The organism is Streptomyces oryzae (assembly GCF_017676365.1).
Taxonomy (GTDB): domain Bacteria; phylum Actinomycetota; class Actinomycetes; order Streptomycetales; family Streptomycetaceae; genus Streptomyces; species Streptomyces oryzae.
Genome location: NZ_JADKMA010000056.1, coordinates 21,072 through 38,024 on the forward strand (window position 1 = coordinate 21,072; position 16,953 = coordinate 38,024).

Sequence of the window (16,953 nt, forward strand, 5' to 3'; positions counted from 1 at the left end):
CCCAGCACGGCCCACCCTGCCGCTGCCACGATGTTTCGCCTGGCGGGCACCGGTCAGCTGCCGTGCAGTTCCTCCACCACCAGCGCGAAGTCGTCCATGTAGGGGTCGAGGACGGTGAAGTACGAGAAGCCGAAGCGCTCCCGGTGGGCGCGCAGCTGCTCGGCCATCTCCTTGGGGGAGCCCAGCAGCAGGGCCGGGTGCGACAGCAGCTCCTCGTCGCTCATCCGCGGTCCGTACGGGCGCAGACGCTCCAGAGCTTCGCCGGGGTCGGAGGTCTGTGCGACGTACTGGATGAGGTAGTTCAGCTCCGGCGGCTCGTCCCTCTCCCTGGCCTCCTCGGCGAACGCCAGGGCCGTCCTGGTCCGCTCCTCCAGCTCTCCCGGGGAGATCAGCTCCATCGTGCCCTCGGGCCCGCCCGGCACCTGCCGCCCGCCGGTGAAGGCGGCCACAGCGGCGGTACGGGCGGCCAGCTTCAGCACCCGGTCACCGTTGCCGCCGATCAGCAGCGGCACCGGCTCCTGCACGGGGCGCGGCGCGTGCTCGGGGTCGGCCAGCAGCCGGGTCAGCTCCGTGACGGTGTGCTCCAGGTGGTCCACCCGGCCACCGGGCGAGGCAAAGGGCAGCCCGGCCTGGTCGTGTTCGGCCTTCACATAGCCGGCGCCCAGCCCCAGCTCCAGCCGGCCGCCGGAGAGCTGGTCGACCGTGGCCACCTCGCGGGCCAGCAGCGCCGGGTTCCAGAACCCGGCGTTCAGCACGAAGGTGCCCAGCCGGGGCCGTTCGGTCACCCCGGCGGCGGCTGCCAGCGCGGGGAAGGGCGCGCACAGGCCCAGGTGGTCGGGGACGTGAATGGTGTCGTAGCCCTGCTCCTCGGCCCGGCGGCAGCGCTGTCTGAACTCCTCGCCCGAGCCGAAACCCACCATGTTGACGCCGAAACGGAACGGCCTTACGGGACCGGACATGCCAACCCTCCCTGAAAAGCGCCGGGTTGGTACCGGCGCACGGACGGAGCCCTGATCCTAGATATGGCCGCGTCCACCGGCCATGGCGCAATGGCCCGGCCCTCCGCATTTCGCTGCTAGCAGAATGGTGCTAGCGTGATGGTGTGGCGAAAACGCAGATGAACGTCCGGGTGGACGAGGCGACGGCGCAGGCCGCCAGGGAGCGCGCGCTGGCCCGCGGTGTGAGCGTGAACCGGTACATCGAGGAGCTGGTCCAGCGGGACGCGGCCGAGGTGGGCCGGTCCTTCGTGGACGCGGCAGCCGACTTCATGAAGAGCTACGAATCGGTGTTCGCCGAGGAGTTCGGCACCGCCGCCACTGGCGAGCGCGGCACCGGGGCCGGGACGGAGAGCGGGACCGGAAGCCTGCCCGCGGCGTGACCGTACGCATCGACCTCGCTTGGCTGCTCATCCTCGCCGAGGAGAAGACCCCCGGCGATCCCCGCGTCACCGACTATGGGGCCCTCGTCGCCGCCGTCAGCCGCCACGAAGCCGCCATATTCGGCCGTCCCGTCTACGCCGAGCCGTACGACCGCGCCGCCGCGCTGTTGCAACTGCTGCTCCATGTGCCCGCGCTGGAGCGGTCCAACGCCCTGTTCGCCTCCGCCGTGGCCTACGGCTACCTCGTCGCCAGCGGCCTGAAGGTGGTCACCTCGCCGGAGCGGATCCGCGATCTCGCCCGGCTCGTCAAGGACGGCACCGCCGATGTCGCCGCCATCGCAGCGGAGCTGCGGACCTGGACCCTCTGAGGTACGGCTCAGCCGAGCGCGGTGGGCGCCGCGGCCGTGCCGCCCAGCTCCGGCGCCAGCCAGCCCGGCGCAGCCGCCGCGAAGCGTGCCGGGGACAGCGCACCGGCACCCTCCGGTACGGCACCCAGCAGCGGCAGCCCCGAGCAGCGCGGCAGGTCCGCGACGTTGCAGCGCTCCGCGAGCCCCGGCGCCGCCGGCGTGCTGCCGATGACCGTGCCCGCACACTCCACCCGCCGGGCCCGCAGCGCCTCGGCCGTCAGCGTCGCCGTGTTCAGCGTGCCGAGGCCCGCCTGTACGACGACCAGCACCGGTGCCGCCAGCAGCCGGGCGGCGTCCGCCAGCGTCGAGCCCTGGTCGTCGAACCGCACCAGCAGCCCGCCCGCGCCCTCGACCAGCACCAGATCGTGCGAGGCTGCCAGCTTCTCGGCCGCCTCCGCGACCTCCCGCGCCGAGACGTACGGCAGCCCCGCGCGCCGGGCCGCCGTCTCCGGCGCCAACGGCTCGGGGTACCGCGCCAGTTCGACGCCGGTCACCGCACCCGGTGCCGCCGCCTCGCCACCGGTCAGCCGCAGCACCTCGGCCACATCGCCCGGCTCCCCGGCCGCCACCCCGGTCTGTGCGGGCTTGAGCACGGCCACCGAACGCCCGGCCCGCAGCGCGCAGGCCGCCACCGCCGCGGTGGTCACCGTCTTGCCGATCTCCGTACCGCCGCCCGAGACACACAGCACGCCGCGGGGGCCGGCCATCGCGGGCGCGCTCGTCCCGGACGCGTCCGCCCCGGGCGCGCTCGTCCCGGATGCGCCTGCCCCATATGCATTCATCCCGGATGCGTCCGTCCCGGATGCGCCGTTCATCTCAGCCCTCCCGCGCCGCCGCGCACATCGCGGCGGCGATCCGTGCGACATCCGCGTCGTCGGTGACGTACGGCGGCATCGCGTACACCATGTCGCGGAACGGCCGCAGCCACACCCCGGCCGATACCGCGGCGCGCGTCGCGGCGCCGATGTCCACCTCGTGGTCGAGGCGTACGACACCGATCGCGCCCAGCACGCTCACCTCCCGTACGCCCGGCAGCCCCGCGGCCGCGGCCAGTCCGGCGCGCAGTCCTTCGCCCACCCGCCGTACCTCGGCCTGCCAGTCCTGGGACAGCAGCAGCTCCAGCGAGGCCCCGGCGATCGCGGAGGCCAGCGGGTTGCCCATGAAAGTGGGCCCGTGTGCCAGCACCGGCACCGAGCCGCGGGCGATCCCCGACGCCACGCGCGGGGTGCACAGCGTCGCCGCCATCGACACATAGCCGCCGGTCAGCGCCTTGCCGACGCACATCACATCCGGGGTGACCCCGGCGTGCTGCGCGGCGAACAGCTCTCCCGTACGGCCGAACCCGGTCGCGATCTCGTCCAGCACCAGCAGCACACCGTGCGCGTCGCACGCCTCGCGCAGCGCCCGTACATAGCCGGGGGAGTGGAACCGCATCCCGCCCGCCCCCTGCACCACCGGTTCCACGATGACGGCGGCCAGTTCGTGCGCATGCTGCTCCACCATCTTGTGCAGGTGGGCGACGTACTCCTCGTCGGGCTCCGCGGCGAAGCCGGCCGGCGGGGCATCGGCGAAGACCTGCACGGGCAGCGCACCCGACCACAGGTGGTGCATTCCGCCCTCCGGGTCGCACACCGACATCGGCTGCCAGGTGTCCCCGTGGTAGCCGCCGCGCCACGTCATCAGCCGCCGCTTCTCCGGGCGGCCCAGCGAACGCCAGTACTGGAGGCACATCTTGACGGCCACCTCGACCGAGACCGAACCCGAGTCGCACAGGAAGACGTGCTCCAGCTCGCCGGGGGAGACCTCGGCGAGCCGCGCGGCCAGCCGGACGGCGGGCTCGTGGGTGAGCCCGCCGAACATCACATGGCTCACCCGGCCGAGCTGGTCGCGCGCCGCCTCGTCCAGCACCGGGTGCCGATAGCCGTGGATCGCCGACCACCACGACGACATACCGTCGACCAGCTCCCGCCGCCCGTAAGCGGGTTCGGCCAGCCGCAGCCGTACGCCCGAAGCCGACTCCACCACCAGCGGGTCGCTCGTCCCCGGCATCGCTGCGTACGGGTGCCACACGTGCTGCCGGTCCAGCGCGCTGAGGGTGCCGGTGGCGCTCGGGGACCCCCCGGCGGCGGTGCGCTCAGGCATTGGGCGGCAGCTCCGTCCCCGCCCCGCGCCGCCGCACGGCAACCCGCTCATGGGGGTGGGCCGGCGACTCCTCGCGCCGGTGCTCTGGCAGCGTGGTGGTGTCGGTGCCCTCCACCTCGAAGCCCGAGTCGGCGATCATCTCCAGGTCGGCCTTGCCCGCCTGGCCCTCGCTGGTGAGGTAGTCGCCCAGGAAGAGGGAGTTGGCCAGGTGCAGCGCCAGCGGCTGGAGCGAACGCAGATGCACCTCGCGCCCGGCCGCCAGCCGCACCTCGACGTCCGGGCAGACGAACCGCACCATCGCCAGGATCCGCAGCGCGCGCTGCGGCGACAGGTTCCACTCGTCGGCCAGCGGCGTGCCCTCGAACGGCAGCAGGAAGTTGACCGGCACCGAGTCCGCGTCCAGCTCCCGCAGCGAGAAGGCCACATCGACCAGGTCCTCGTCGGTCTCGCCCATCCCCGCGATCAGCCCCGAGCACGGCGAGAGCCCGGCGCCCCGCGCCTGCTTGACGGTCTCGACCCGGTCCTCGTAGGTGTGCGTGGTGCAGATGTCCGCGTAGGTGGCCTCGGACGTGTTGAGGTTGTGGTTGTAGGCGTCGGCCCCCGCAGCGCGCAGCCGCTCCGCCTGGCCGTCGGAGAGCAGTCCGAGGCAGGCGCAGACCTCGACGTCCTCGTTCCGGTCCTTGATGGCCTCGATCGTCTTGGAGACCCGGTCGATGTCGCGGTCGGTGGGACCACGTCCGCTGGCCACCACGCAGACCCGCTTGGCGCCGCCCCGCACTCCCGCCGCCGCGGCGTCCGCTGCCTCTTCCGGCTTGAGCCAGGTGTACTTGAGGATCCCGGCCTCGGAGCCGAGCCGCTGTGAGCAGTACGAGCAGTCCTCGGGGCACAGCCCGGACTTGAGGTTCACCAGATAGTTGAGTTTCACCCGCTTCCCGAACCACCGGCGGCGCACCTTGCCGGCGGCCGCCACCACATCGAGCAGCTCGTCGTCCGAGGTCCGCAGTACCGCGAGTGCCTCGTGGCGGGTGGGCGTCTCGCCGCGGAGCCCCTTGTTCACCAGAGAGTTCAGCAGGTCGTCCATGGGCACGATCCTTGCCCATGCGACCGTGCCGGGTAATGGAGGAAGCCTACAAGACCGCTTGAGCGAGGTGTGGATGTTGTCACACGTCGACCTCTGCCATGGCAGGTTAGGTTCTATTGACTGCCTACAAACCGGCTGCCTACAAACAGATTGCCCAACCTCAGCCCATCCCCAGCCCATCCCCAGCAATCCCAGCAACCCCCAGCCGACTCCGAGCCGACCCCCGAGGCCGGGTGACGAAGAGAGCCCCCATGTCCCAGGACCCCTTCGCGTGGACGGCCGCGGCACTGGAGACCCGCCGCGCCGCAGGGCTGTTGCGCACCCTGGCCCCGCGCCCCGCCGACTCCCCGCTGCTCGACCTGGCCGGCAACGACTACCTCGGCCTCTCCCGGCACCCTGAAGTCGTCGCCGCAGCCGCCGAGGCGGCCCGGCGCTGGGGCGCGGGCGCGAGCGGCTCCCGCCTGGTGACCGGTTCGACCGAGCTGCACGCCCGGCTGGAGAAGGAGCTGGCCGAGTTCTGCGGCTTCGAGGCAGCGCTCGTCCTCTCCTCCGGATACGCGGCCAACCTCGCCGCGGTCACCGCGCTCACCAACGCGTCGGGCGGCGGCGGGCTCCTCGTCTCCGACGCCCACAACCACGCCTCGCTGATCGACGGCTGCCGGCTGTCCAGGGCCCGAACCGCCGTCGCAGCCCACGCCGACCCGGAGGCCGTGGCCAAGGCGCTGGACGCCCACACGGAAGACGGACCCGCGCTCGTCGTCACCGACTCCGTCTTCTCCGTCGACGGCGACGCGGCACCGCTGCCGGCGCTCGCCTCCGTCTGCACTGCGGCGGGCGCCGGGCTGCTGGTCGATGACGCACACGGCCTCGGCGTGCTCGGTGACGGCGGCCGCGGCGCGCCCCACGCGGCGGGGCTCGCCGGCACCCCGGGGACGGTGGTGACGGTCACCCTCTCCAAGTCGCTGGGCAGCCAGGGCGGCGCCGTGCTGGGGCCCGAGCACGTCATCGCGCATCTGGTCAACACCGCGCGGACCTTCATCTTCGACACCGGCCTGGCCCCCGCTGCCTCGGGCGCCGCGCTTGGAGCGCTGCGCCTGCTACGCCGCGAACCAGGGCGCGCGGCCTACACCCGCGCCGTCGCCACTGAACTGCACGCCCGGCTGACCGCCGCCGGGCTCGACGCCACCCGCCCCGACGCCGCCGTGGTCTCGGTACGCGCCCCCTCCCCGCACGCCGCGGTGCGCTGGGCCGCCGACTGCCGGGCCGCGGGTATCCATGTCGGCTGCTTCCGCCCTCCGTCCGTCCCCGACGGCGTCTCCCGCTTGCGGCTGACCGCCCGCGGCGACCTCGACGAGACGGCGCTCGCCCACGCGGCGAACACCGTGATCGCCACGGCCCCGCACCCGGCCTGACCCTGCCGCACCGAGTGGGCGGGCCGCGTCCGGCGAGGGGGTTCCGCCGCCGAATGTGGCCTGACCTGGCAGAGTTCACCGCTTCGGGCGACAGAAGTCCGCGCAAGCAGGGGGATCGGCCGCACGGCGCCGCGAGGAGTGGCACTCTGTCGCGCAGCGGTTGCCCGGGACGCCCGCCTCGCTGTGCGGGGACGGAGCCTGGGCCCGCTGCCGCGCGACGGAGGAGCCAACGGCCCCGGGAAAGGGACGGCCTCGCCATGGCAGACCAGCAGGAAGCGACGATCACACTGCCGAGCTCACCCGCTTCCGTCACCGCCGCCCGCAGACACGTCACCGGTACCCTCCGGGCCTGGGGGCTGCCCGACGACGCGGACGCCATGGAGTCGCTGCGCCTGATCGTCTCCGAGCTGGCCACCAACGCCGTCCAGCACACTTTGGGCCGCTCGCCCACCTTCACCGTCGAGCTGCGTCTGGAGGGCGCCGAGCGGCTGTGCCTGGGCGTCACCGACAGCCATCCGGGCAGGCCGCGCCGACTGCCCGCTGCCGTGCAGCAGGACAACGGCCGCGGACTGGTGATCATCCGCACGCTGACCGCCGAGTCCGGCGGCCGGATGCGCATCGCCCCCACCTCCGACGGTGGCAAGACCGTCTGGGTCGAACTCCCCTGGCTGCCGGTGCCGGCCGGCTGACGCGCCCACGGTGACGACGCGCCCCGGCTCACCCCGCGGCATTCTCCCGGGAGAGCAGGACCTCGGCGCCGACCGGTGTGAAGCCCGCCGCCAGGAAAGCCCGCAGGCTCGCCGCGTTCCCCGGCGCCACCTGCGCCCACAGCGTCTCGTCCGCCGGTACGAGCGACCGCGCGGCGGCGGCCAGCGCGCGGCCCAGTCCGGTGCCGCGCGCTGTGCGATCCACTTCGACGGCCACTTCCCAGCGATCCGCCACACCGCGTCCGGTCAGCACCGTGCCGCCCTCCGCCGTCCACACCCGCACGTTCGAACGGTGCGCCAGGGCCCGCTTCACCCGCGGGTGCGACTGGTCGAAGCTCTCCACCAACGCGCCGGCCCGGCCAGTGCCGTCCGCCGCGGTGTCCGCACTTGGAGGGAGGGCGAGCAGCACGTCATGGGTTTCCGCCCACCGGCCGGTACGGGCGCACAGCGCCGAGAGGAACGGCGGCCCGAGCGGGGCGCCCAGGTCGCCGGGCGGCAGCAGGCGCCGTACCCACTCGGGTGGCACGTCGGCGAAGACCACCGCGTGGCCGGTCAGCGCCAGCACACCCGCGTCGCGGGGTGAGGGCTGCGGCAGCACGGTCAATCCGCCGTCGGAAGGCGGGAATTCGCCCCGCGCGGCGGCTGCGAGGATCTTCGCCAGCGTGTCCATCCGCGAGAGCCTAAGCGGTCTGTGCCGCTTCTGCCCGGGTCAGGAACACCACCGCTGTCAGCAGCACCAGCGTGCCCACGAGCATCGGCACGGTCAGCCGTTCCCCGAGCAGCCCGACGGCGAGCACGGCGGCGCTGACCGGCTCGATCAGCATCACCACCGAAGCCGTGGCGGCCCGCACGACGGCTGCTCCGGCGAAGTACAGCGGATACGCCAGCGCCGTGGGCACCGCCGCCACGTACAGCAACAACAACACCACACGCACCAGTTCACCGGAGTGCGGCAGTACGCCCTCGGCCAGCGCGAACGGCAGCAGTACGAGGGCGCCCACCCCGAACGACCAGGCGGTGAGGGTGAAGGAGCTCTCCTGCAGTCCCGCACTGCCGACCCAGCGGGCCAGCACCACCGAGACCGCGAACGCCGCAGCGGCCAGCAGGGCGAGGGCGACACCGCCCAGGTGCACTCCCCCGCTCCCGTCGCCCAGCACCAGAACGGCGAGCCCGGCCAGCGCCGCGGCCACGGCACCGGCTCCGCCCCGGCCGAGCCGTTCGCGCAGCGCGAGCCGGGCACCGAGCGCCACGAACACCGGGGCGCCGCCCAGCGTCACGATGGTGGCGACCGCCACCCCCGTCGCCGGTACGGCGGCGAAGTAGGCCGTCTGGAAGACGGCCAGACACAGCCCGGTCGCAAGCCGCAGCACGAACCGGGAGCGCGGCAGGGCGGGGCGCAGCCGCGGCACCTCGGCGGTGCCGTGCGGCCGCAGCCGCCGCAGTACGGCACACCGCAGTACGGCACGGCCGAGGAGCAGCAGCGCGAGTCCGCTGACATAGCGCCAGAAGGACAGCGCGAGCGGCCCCAGGTCGCTGGAGGAGTAGACGAGATCGACGGCCGCGCCCGTGGTGCCCCAAGTGGCACCGGCAGCGGCGAGGAAGAGCAGACCACGCCCGACGGGCAGGTCATGAGAACCGGCAGAACCGGAAGAAGAAGTCGGCACGAATGCGCTCCGCGTAAGGAGGGGTGAAAGGTGGTCCCGTCCGCGGGCACCACCGACCCCCGCGATGGACAGTCGCATCCGTCGCGGCGCCGTGTGTGGCCGCCCGCCTTACGCGGTGGGCGGAGAAACAGTCAGCTTCGCCGAAATCATGATCAGCACCCTAAGCACCCAGACCAGCAGCCGTCACCTGCAATTCAAATGCGGGGAACTATGCAGCGCCCCAAAGGGGCGCGGGGAACTGCGCGACAAGCCCCCAACAACCCGCAGCCCGCAACCGACGAACAGGGGCACTCCCTCACCGGAACATGCGAGCAGGGAATCTCCCGCCGCAGCGGTCTAAGTCGCACGGGGCTTCGGGGCGGGCGGCCCCACCAGCCCGGCCCTCCGTTCCCCGTCCAGCACCCGCAGGGCCCGCTCCAACGTCGCCGCATGCAGCTCACTCTCCCCGCGCTCGTGCATCAGCACGAGCGCGTCCCGCAGCCGGGCCGCCTTGCTGACCAGGCCCTGCGCGGCGCGCAGCCCGCCGTAGGTGTCGCGGCCGCGCGCCGGGTTGATCCGGCCCAGCAGATCGAGCACCTCCAGATAGGCGTCGACCACCTCGCACTCGGCGCGGGTCAGTGCGGGCAGGGGCGGCAGGTCGGGCGGCAGGCCGCGGCTCATCCGGGCCTCACCGCCGCGCGGGTGTGAGAGGGGACGACTTGCGGCTGGTGGTCAGCCGGTCGACGAGGCCGTAGTCGACGGCCTGCTGCGCGGTGAAGATCTTGTCGCGCTCGATGTCCTGGCTGATCTTGTTCCGCGGCTGCCCGGTGTGCCGCTCGTACAGCTCCTCCAGCATCTCGCGGGTCCGCAGCAGCTCCCGTGCCTGGATCTCCAGGTCGCTGGACTGCCCCTGGATCGGCTCGTTGAGCGACGGCTGGTGGATGAGGATGCGCGCCCCCGGCAGTGCGAGCCGCTTGCCCGGTGCCCCGGCGGCCAGCAGTACGGAGGCGGCCGAGGCCGCCTGTCCCAGGCAGACGGTCTCGATGTCGCAGGAGACGAAGCGCATCGTGTCGTAGATCGCGGTCATGGCCGTGAACGAGCCGCCGGGGGAGTTGATGTACAGCGAGATGTCCTGGTCAGGGGCCGCGTGTTCGAGGTGGATCAGCTGCGCCATGACGTCGTTGGCCGAGGTGTCGTCGATCTGTGTGCCGAGAAAGACGATCCGCTCCTCCATGAGCTTCGAGTACGGATCCATCGTCCGCATCCCGCTGCTGGTGCGCTCGGTGAACTCGGGCAGGACGTAGCGGGCTGTCGGTGCTGTCAGAGCTGTCGGTGCTGTCGGCTGATTCCGCATGGCGTTCGCACTCCACTCTCGCGGCGAGAAATGTACAGGCTGTACAGAACGTACGTGAAGCAGCCTGCCACGGTCAGCGCCCAACGACCCCTGCAACAGGGCCGATTCCGCTGAAGGCGAAGCCAGAACAGCCTGCAAATAGCCCGTTACCTGCGGTTTTGTGCCCACCCCTAGAATGGCGGCATGGCTTACGAGATTCCGGTGACGCAGGCGCGGGCCGAGCTGGCGGATCTGATCAATCGGGTCGTCTACGGCGATGAGCGCGTTGTCGTCACCCGGCACGGGAAGCCGCTCGTGGGGCTGGTGTCGGCCGCCGACCTGGAACGTCTGGAGCAGCTGGACGCCGCGGAAGCGGAGCAGCCGGAGTCCGAGGAGATCATCAGCACCGTCTCCGGGTTCCGGGAGGTCGGCGGGGGTGCGGTGCCGCGCGAGGCGCGCCGGTTCGGGATCGCCGCCGAACACCGCGGCCCGGCCGCCGGGGAGCGGCGGCCGGGCCAGGGGAGTTGAGCCCGTAGGGGCCGAGGGTCAGGAGCTGAGCTTCCAGACCGCCTGTGCGATGGCGTCGCTGTGCAGGTCGAGCGCCTTCTCGTCGATGTTCGAGGTGTCGTCGCACTTGGAGTGGTAGCACGCGTCGTACGGCTCGCCGGCCTTGCCGCCCCACTTGTCGGCCTGTGCCTTGGTCTTCTCCTCGCCCGCTCCCGTGAAGCTGCCGCCGACGGTGACGCCGGCCTGCTTGAACGGGGCGTGGTCGCTGCGCCCGTTGGTCTCCTCGGACGCCTCCGTCTCGACGCCCTTGGAGCTGAACCAGTCCTTGAGGACCGACTCGACCGCGGCATCGTCGTCGTAGACGAAGTGGCCCGCGTTGGGCGAGCCGATCATGTCGAAGTTCAGATACGTGTCGATCTTGCCGAGCTCGTCCTTGGAGAGGCTGTCGACGTAGTGGCTGGAGCCCACCAGGCCCTCCTCCTCGGCTCCCCACCAGGCGAACCGCAGATGCTTGCCCGGCTTCAGGTCCGCCTTGGCGACGGCCAGCGCGGTCTCCAGCACCCCGGCCGAGCCGGAGCCGTTGTCGTTGATGCCCGGGCCCGAGTCGACCGAGTCCAGGTGGGAGCCGGCCATCACGGTCTCCCCGGTGCCGCCCTTGGGCCAGTCCGCGATGAGGTTGTAGCCGGTGGAGCCGCCGCTGGTGAACTCCTGCACGGTGGTCTTGAAGCCCGCCGCGTCCAGCTTCTTCTTCACGTAGTCGAGGGAGGCCCGGTACCCCGGCTGCCCGTGGGCGCGGTTGCCGCCGTTGTCCTCGGCGATGGACTGGAGGTCCTTGAGGTCCTGTTGGACTGCTGAGACGTCGATGTCGGGCGCCTCGGCCGCCCGGGTGCCGGGGCTGGCCTGCGCAGCCCCGCCGGCGGCGGCCAGCAGGGCGAGCGCGAGTACGGTCCCGGCCGAGGTGGCGAGGGTGGCGCGGTGTGTGCGGGGCGCGCGGTGCTGTTGTCTTTGAGGTCCGCGTATCACTGCTGAGCTCCGATGCTGTGTGGGGGGTGTCGGCGCTGCCGGTGACGGCAGCCATCGCCCGGAGCGGCGACATGGAACAGGCGACATGGAGCAGTCGTCTGACGCGGACATGAGAATGGTGCGGGGCTGTCGCCCCGTCAAGAGCGCATATCGGACAGGCGGTTACGGAGAACGGTGGTCCCGGCGGTTCCGGTCGCCTCACCCCCGGTCTCCTCGCTCCTGGTCCGTGCCCCTTCGCCGCGTAGACCGCCGACCGTCACCGCGAGGAGCCCCAGCACCGTCCACGCGGTCAGCACCAGCACGGGCGTGTCCACGGCCCGTCCGTCGAAGAGGCCGACACCCCGCAGCAGCGTCCCGCCCGCTCCCGGCGGCAGCAACTGCCCCAGCGCTCCCAGCGGTTCGGGCAGCATCTCCGGGGCGCTGGACACCCCCGACCACGGGTTGCCCAGCAGTACCGAGAGCAGACCGCCGAGACCGATGCCCTTCGGGCCCAGCAGCGCTCCGAGGCCCGCCACGGTGGAGCTCACGGCGAGCACGGTCAGTCCGAACGCGGCCGCCTCGGCCCACCAGTTGCCGGACAGCGCGCCGAGCCAGCTGTCGGCCAGCGCGGCAGCCACGAGGCCGACCAGCGCGGCGGCCCCCATCAGCGCTCCCACGGCTCGCGTACCGCGCAGCCGCAGCAGCACGGTCAGCGCTCCGGCCAGCACCCCGGCGAGGGCGAGCGGCAGCACGCTCGTACTCAGCACGGCACCCCGTGGGTCGTTCGGGGGTGCCGGCACCACATCCTCGGTGTGCACAGTCGTGCCCTCGGGCGCGGTCCGGCTCGCGGCCTGCGTCAACAGCTGGGCGACCACGGGTCCGGCGGCGCTCGCGGTCAGCATCTTCGGCCCGGAAGGGGAGGCCACCACCGCGCCGTAGACCTCGCGGTCCCGTATCGCCTTCCGTGCCGCGGCCTCGTCGTGGTAGCGGTGCACCTCGAAGGCGCCCTTGTGCTGTTGCAGTTGGCCCGTCAGTTGCTCGACGGCGGCGGGCGGTCCCGCGACGCCGAGCGGCAGATCGCGGGGTGCGGTGCGGGCGGCGGGCCAGGCGAAGGCCCACAGTGCGAATGCGACGATCAGCGGGACCGCCACCAGGAGAGTGAGCGGCCCCCGGGCGCGGCCGGGGGAGGGGGCGGGCGTCGTGGCCATGGGGTGACCTTCCGGTGTGAGTAGAGGCGGAACGGGGGTGAGAAAGAGGCGGAACAGTAAAGAGAAGGATCGTTCGTTTTTCTCGACGGCCATACCGTCCCTCCGGACGCGTCGATTGTCAAGAAGGAACGTTCGTTTTAGGCTGCCGCTATGGCCCGCGTATCCCCCGAGCACCTCGAAGCCCGCCGTCGCCAGATCGTGGACGGCGCCCGGCGCTGCTTCCTCCGCAACGGCTTCCACGCCACGTCCATGCAGGACGTGCTCAAAGAGAGCGGGCTGTCCGCGGGCGCCGTCTACCGCTACTTCCGCAGCAAGGAAGAGATCATCGCAGCCGTGGCGGCGGAGGCGCTGGAGACCATCAGGACCTCCTTCGACCGGGTGGTGGCGGCCGAGGTTCCGCCGAGTCCGGACGAGTTGTTCACCGAGGTCTTCGGCCGGCTCCAGGAATCCATCGGCGCGGGGGAGGACCCCAGGGAACTGCCCCGGCTGCTGGTGCAGGTGTGGAGCGAGGGGCTGCGCAATGCCGAGCTCGCCGAGACGATGACCGAGGCGTACGGGCACCTTTCCGCGCAGTGGGCGCGGCTCGTCGGGGAGTACCAGGCGCGGGGGTGGGTCGACCCCGAGGCCGACACGTTGCACGTGGCCCGCATCCTTGTCGGCGCCGTACAGGGGTACTTCGTGCAGCAGGCGCTGTGGGGCGGGATCACACCCGAGGAGTTCGCGAAGGGGTTGCGGGCGCTGGTGTCCATGTCGGTGCCGGACGAACGCCGGAAGAGCCGCTGAACAGACGCGCCCCGTAAGGGGTGCGCGGGGAACTGCTCCCCCGAGCTCTTCGAGCAGGGGTGCCCCCAAGCCCCCAACAGCCCGCAGTCCGCAGCCGACGGGCAGGGGCAGAGCCCCTCATCGGAACAGGACCGGCAGGCGCCGGAGTGTTAACGCCGGTGAAACGGTGCTGCCGTAATGTCCGGGGCAGTGGGCGGCCGAAAGTCACCTGTGTGATACATCTACCGGCGTGTGTCGTCGCCGCGAGTGACCAAGGGCATTCCCGGGCCCGGCGACGACGGTGAGGTGGAGACTATGCAATTGACCCCGCACGAGCAGGAGCGGCTGCTCATCCACGTCGCGGCCGATGTGGCACAGCGGCGCAAGGACCGCGGTGTGCGCCTCAACCACCCGGAGGCCGTGGCTCTCATCACGGCGCACGTGCTCGAAGGGGCCCGCGACGGGCGGAGCGTCGCACAGCTGATGGAGTCCGGGCGTACGGTCCTGACCCGCGACGACGTCATGGAGGGCATCCCCGAGATGCTCCACGACGTCCAGGTCGAGGCGACGTTCCCCGACGGCACCAAGCTCGTCACCGTGCACGAGCCCATCTCCTGACCGCGCCGACGAGGAGCCGCCACCCCATGATCCCCGGAGAGATCCTTTACGCCGACGAGCCGGTCCCGCTCAACGCGGGCGCCGAAGTCACCCGGCTGACCGTGCTCAACGCCGCCGACCGCCCCGTGCAGGTCGGCTCCCACTACCACTTCGCCGAGGCAAATCCCGGGCTGGACTTCGACCGCGAGGCCGCGTGGGGCAAGCGCCTCGGCATCGCCGCCGGCACCGCCGTCCGCTTCGAACCCGGCATCCCGGTCGAGGTGACCCTCGTCCCGATAGGCGGCAGGCGCGTCATCGCGGGGCTGAGGTCCGCCGCGGGAGGTTCGCTCGACGCGGGAGGTTCCCCCGATGCGTGAGCTGTCCCGCCCCGCGTACGCCGATCTGTTCGGCCCCACCACCGGCGACCGGGTACGGCTCGCCGACACCTGCCTCCTCGTCGAGATCGAGGACGACCTCTCCGGCGGGCCCGGACGCTCCGGCGACGAGGCCGTGTTCGGCGGCGGCAAGGTGATCCGCGAGTCCATGGGCCAGGCGCTCACCACCCGCGCCGATGGCGCCCCGGACACGGTGATCACCGGAGCTCTCGTGCTCGACCACTGGGGCGTCGTCAAGGCCGACATCGGCATCCGCGACGGGCGCATCACGGCGCTGGGCAAGGCGGGCAACCCCGACACCATGGACGGCGTACACGCCGCCCTGGTCATCGGCCCCGAGACGGAGATCATCGCGGGCAACGGCAAGATCCTCACCGCCGGTGCCATCGACGCGCACGTCCACTTCATCTGCCCGCAACTCGCCGACGAGGCGCTCGCCGCGGGCATCACCACGCTCGTCGGCGGCGGCACCGGACCCGCCGAGGGCTCCAAGGCCACCACCGTCACCCCCGGCGCCTGGCACACCGCGCGCACCCTGGAGGGCATGGACGGACTGCCGGTCAACGTGGGGCTGCTCGGCAAGGGCAACACCGTCTCGCGCGACGCGATGCTCGCCCAACTGCGGGGCGGCGCCGTCGGGTTCAAGATCCACGAGGACTGGGGCGCCACCCCGGCCGCCATCGACGCGTGTCTGTCCGTCTGCGAGGAGACCGGCGCCCAGGTCGCCATCCACACCGACACCCTCAACGAGGCCGGTTTCGTCGGCGACACCCTCGCCGCGATCGCCGGACGCGGAATCCACGCGTACCACACCGAAGGGGCCGGCGGCGGGCACGCGCCCGACATCATCACCGTCGTCGCCGAGCCCAACGTGCTGCCCTCCTCCACCAACCCGACCCGGCCGCACACCGTCAACACCATCGAGGAACACCTCGACATGCTGATGGTCTGCCACCACCTCAACCCGGCCGTCCCGGAAGACCTCGCCTTCGCCGAGTCGCGCATCCGGCCCAGCACCATCGCGGCCGAGGACACCCTGCACGACCTCGGCGCCATCTCGATCATCTCCTCCGACTCGCAGGCCATGGGCCGCATCGGCGAAGTCGTGCTGCGCACCTGGCAGACGGCGCATGTGATGAAGGAGCGGTACGGCACCCTCACGGGCGACGGGCGCGCCGACAATCTGCGGGCACGCCGCTATGTCGCCAAATACACGATCAACCCTGCCGTCGCGCAGGGCATGGACGCCGAGATCGGCTCCGTTGAACCGGGCAAGCTCGCCGACCTGGTGCTGTGGGACCCCGCGTTCTTCGGCGTCAAACCCCAGCTCGTACTCAAGGGCGGGCAGATCGCCTACGCGCAGATGGGCGACGCCAACGCGTCCATCCCCACCCCGCAGCCGGTGCTGCCCCGGCCCATGTTCGGGGCGCGCGGACGCGCTCCGGGAGCCAACTCCGTCAACTTCGTGACACAGAGCGCTCTTGACGACGGGCTGCCGGAAAAGCTGCCCCTCACCAAGCGGTTCGTCGCCATCCGCAACACCCGTTCCGTCACCAAGGCCGACATGCGGCAGAACGACGCGCGGCCCGAGGTGCGGGTCGACCCCGACACGTTCACCGTCACCATCGACGGGACGCCGGTCGAGCCCGCGCCTGCCGAGACGTTGCCCATGGCCCAGCGGTACTTCCTTTTCTGAGGTGCTGGAAATGAGCGCTGCCGCACTGCTGCTGCTCGCCGACGGCAGGTTCCCCGCAGGCGGGCACGCGCACTCGGGCGGCGCGGAGGCAGCCGTCAGAGCGGGCCGGATCCATGACGCCGCCACCCTCGCGGAGTTCTGCAGGAGCCGGCTGCACACGGCCGGCCTGACCGCGGCTGCCCTCTCCGCCGCTGCCGCCGCGGGGCACGACCCTCTCGCGCTGGACGAGGCCGCCGACGCCCGCACTCCCTCGCCGGTACTGCGCCGTACCGCCCGGCGGCTGGGCCGGCAGCTGATGCGGGCCGCGCGGGCCACCTGGCCGGGCCCCGAGCTGGACGCGCTGGCCGGGGCCCGCCCCAAGGGGGCGCACCAGCCCGTCGTGCTGGGGCTGACAGCCCGCTCGGCGGGCCTCACCCCGCTGGACGCGGCGCAGGCCGCCGCCTACGAGAGCGTCAGCGGCCCTGCGACGGCGGTGATCCGGCTGCTCAGCCTCGATCCGTTCGACGCCACCGCGGTACTGGCCCGGCTCGCCGCCGAGACGGACGAGGTGGCGCGGCAGGCCGAGGCCGCGAGCAGGGGCGCGGTCGCGGACCTGCCGGCCGCCTCGGCGCCGCTCCTGGACATCACCGCCGAGCAGCACGCCACCTGGCCGGTGCGCCTCTTCGCCTCCTGACCTCCCGAGC

20 protein-coding genes are annotated in these 16,953 nt (G+C 72.2%); 10 read left to right on the top strand and 10 right to left on the bottom strand.

Annotation, left to right across the window (positions count from 1 at the left end; genetic code table 11):
- Window positions 1-53 precede the first annotated feature (53 nt).
- Window positions 54-959 (bottom strand): TIGR03621 family F420-dependent LLM class oxidoreductase, encoded by a 906-nt coding sequence (locus tag ITI46_RS13300; RefSeq protein ID WP_209239723.1) that lies wholly within the window; start codon window positions 957-959, stop codon window positions 54-56.
- 143 nt (window positions 960-1,102) lie between these two features.
- On the opposite strand from ITI46_RS13300, the gene ITI46_RS13305 reads away from it, so the two are divergent.
- Window positions 1,103-1,378: a toxin-antitoxin system HicB family antitoxin gene (locus ITI46_RS13305; RefSeq protein WP_307808159.1), complete on the top strand. Its 276-nt coding sequence runs from the start codon at window positions 1,103-1,105 to the stop codon at window positions 1,376-1,378.
- Window positions 1,375-1,746 carry a fic family toxin-antitoxin system, toxin component gene (locus ITI46_RS13310; protein WP_209239724.1) on the top strand — a complete coding sequence of 124 codons (372 nt, stop codon included), beginning with the start codon at window positions 1,375-1,377 and terminating at the stop codon, window positions 1,744-1,746. Before ITI46_RS13305 ends, ITI46_RS13310 begins: the two co-directional genes overlap by 4 nt.
- Before the next feature lie 8 nt (window positions 1,747-1,754).
- Here ITI46_RS13310 and bioD read toward each other — a convergent pair whose 3' ends face one another.
- The 3 genes from bioD to bioB all read right to left on the bottom strand — a co-directional run bounded on the left by bioD (window position 1,755) and on the right by bioB (window position 5,008).
- Complete coding sequence (gene bioD, locus ITI46_RS13315) at window positions 1,755-2,492, bottom strand: dethiobiotin synthase (protein ID WP_209239725.1); 738 nt, start codon at window positions 2,490-2,492, stop codon at window positions 1,755-1,757.
- 109 nt (window positions 2,493-2,601) lie between these two features.
- Window positions 2,602-3,927: an adenosylmethionine--8-amino-7-oxononanoate transaminase gene (locus tag ITI46_RS13320; RefSeq protein ID WP_209239726.1), complete on the bottom strand. Its 1,326-nt coding sequence runs from the start codon at window positions 3,925-3,927 to the stop codon at window positions 2,602-2,604.
- Entirely contained in the window at window positions 3,920-5,008 is a 1,089-nt protein-coding gene (gene bioB, locus ITI46_RS13325) for a biotin synthase BioB (RefSeq protein WP_209239727.1), read from the bottom strand. The genes ITI46_RS13320 and bioB overlap by 8 nt, the downstream gene beginning before the upstream one ends.
- Window positions 5,009-5,259: 251 nt before the next feature.
- Between bioB and ITI46_RS13330 the strand changes: the two genes are divergently transcribed.
- Both ITI46_RS13330 and ITI46_RS13335 read left to right on the top strand, forming a co-directional pair.
- A complete protein-coding gene (locus ITI46_RS13330) occupies window positions 5,260-6,420 on the top strand; it encodes an 8-amino-7-oxononanoate synthase (RefSeq protein WP_209239728.1) in 1,161 nt (386 codons plus the stop codon).
- Window positions 6,421-6,677: 257 nt separating this feature from the next.
- Complete coding sequence (locus ITI46_RS13335) at window positions 6,678-7,109, top strand: ATP-binding protein (RefSeq protein WP_209239729.1); 432 nt, start codon at window positions 6,678-6,680, stop codon at window positions 7,107-7,109.
- A gap of 28 nt (window positions 7,110-7,137) precedes the next feature.
- Here the strand turns inward: ITI46_RS13335 and ITI46_RS13340 are convergent, their stop codons facing one another.
- From ITI46_RS13340 to ITI46_RS13355, 4 genes are all read right to left on the bottom strand, one after another.
- Window positions 7,138-7,797, bottom strand: a complete 660-nt coding sequence (locus ITI46_RS13340; RefSeq protein ID WP_209239730.1) for a GNAT family N-acetyltransferase — start codon at window positions 7,795-7,797, stop codon at window positions 7,138-7,140.
- Window positions 7,798-7,807: 10 nt separating this feature from the next.
- Window positions 7,808-8,791: a DMT family transporter gene (locus ITI46_RS13345; RefSeq protein ID WP_307808160.1), complete on the bottom strand. Its 984-nt coding sequence runs from the start codon at window positions 8,789-8,791 to the stop codon at window positions 7,808-7,810.
- 336 nt (window positions 8,792-9,127) lie between these two features.
- Window positions 9,128-9,451, bottom strand: coding sequence for a hypothetical protein (locus ITI46_RS13350; RefSeq protein ID WP_209239732.1), 324 nt, complete (start codon window positions 9,449-9,451; stop codon window positions 9,128-9,130).
- Window positions 9,452-9,458: 7 nt separating this feature from the next.
- Window positions 9,459-10,094: an ATP-dependent Clp protease proteolytic subunit gene (locus ITI46_RS13355; protein WP_280634765.1), complete on the bottom strand. Its 636-nt coding sequence runs from the start codon at window positions 10,092-10,094 to the stop codon at window positions 9,459-9,461.
- A 213-nt stretch (window positions 10,095-10,307) separates the two neighbouring features.
- On the opposite strand from ITI46_RS13355, the gene ITI46_RS13360 reads away from it, so the two are divergent.
- Window positions 10,308-10,631, top strand: coding sequence for a type II toxin-antitoxin system Phd/YefM family antitoxin (locus tag ITI46_RS13360; protein WP_209239734.1), 324 nt, complete (start codon window positions 10,308-10,310; stop codon window positions 10,629-10,631).
- An 18-nt stretch (window positions 10,632-10,649) separates the two neighbouring features.
- Here ITI46_RS13360 and ITI46_RS13365 read toward each other — a convergent pair whose 3' ends face one another.
- Both ITI46_RS13365 and ITI46_RS13370 read right to left on the bottom strand, forming a co-directional pair.
- Window positions 10,650-11,633, bottom strand: a complete 984-nt coding sequence (locus ITI46_RS13365) for a M28 family metallopeptidase (RefSeq protein WP_307808161.1) — start codon at window positions 11,631-11,633, stop codon at window positions 10,650-10,652.
- A 137-nt stretch (window positions 11,634-11,770) separates the two neighbouring features.
- Window positions 11,771-12,820, bottom strand: coding sequence for an ABC transporter permease (locus ITI46_RS13370; protein ID WP_209239736.1), 1,050 nt, complete (start codon window positions 12,818-12,820; stop codon window positions 11,771-11,773).
- A 150-nt stretch (window positions 12,821-12,970) separates the two neighbouring features.
- Here ITI46_RS13370 and ITI46_RS13375 point away from each other — a divergent pair, with 150 nt between their 5' ends.
- The 5 genes from ITI46_RS13375 to ITI46_RS13395 all read left to right on the top strand — a co-directional run bounded on the left by ITI46_RS13375 (window position 12,971) and on the right by ITI46_RS13395 (window position 16,943).
- A complete protein-coding gene (locus tag ITI46_RS13375) occupies window positions 12,971-13,603 on the top strand; it encodes a TetR/AcrR family transcriptional regulator (RefSeq protein WP_209239737.1) in 633 nt (210 codons plus the stop codon).
- A gap of 294 nt (window positions 13,604-13,897) precedes the next feature.
- Window positions 13,898-14,200 (top strand): urease subunit gamma, encoded by a 303-nt coding sequence (locus tag ITI46_RS13380; protein ID WP_209239744.1) that lies wholly within the window; start codon window positions 13,898-13,900, stop codon window positions 14,198-14,200.
- A gap of 26 nt (window positions 14,201-14,226) precedes the next feature.
- On the top strand, window positions 14,227-14,556 hold the full coding sequence (locus ITI46_RS13385) for an urease subunit beta (RefSeq protein ID WP_209239738.1): 330 nt from the start codon (window positions 14,227-14,229) through the stop codon (window positions 14,554-14,556).
- A complete protein-coding gene (locus ITI46_RS13390; protein ID WP_209239739.1) occupies window positions 14,549-16,270 on the top strand; it encodes an urease subunit alpha in 1,722 nt (573 codons plus the stop codon). Before ITI46_RS13385 ends, ITI46_RS13390 begins: the two co-directional genes overlap by 8 nt.
- Before the next feature lie 10 nt (window positions 16,271-16,280).
- Window positions 16,281-16,943, top strand: coding sequence for an urease accessory protein UreF (locus ITI46_RS13395; RefSeq protein ID WP_209239740.1), 663 nt, complete (start codon window positions 16,281-16,283; stop codon window positions 16,941-16,943).
- Window positions 16,944-16,953: the final 10 nt, after the last annotated feature.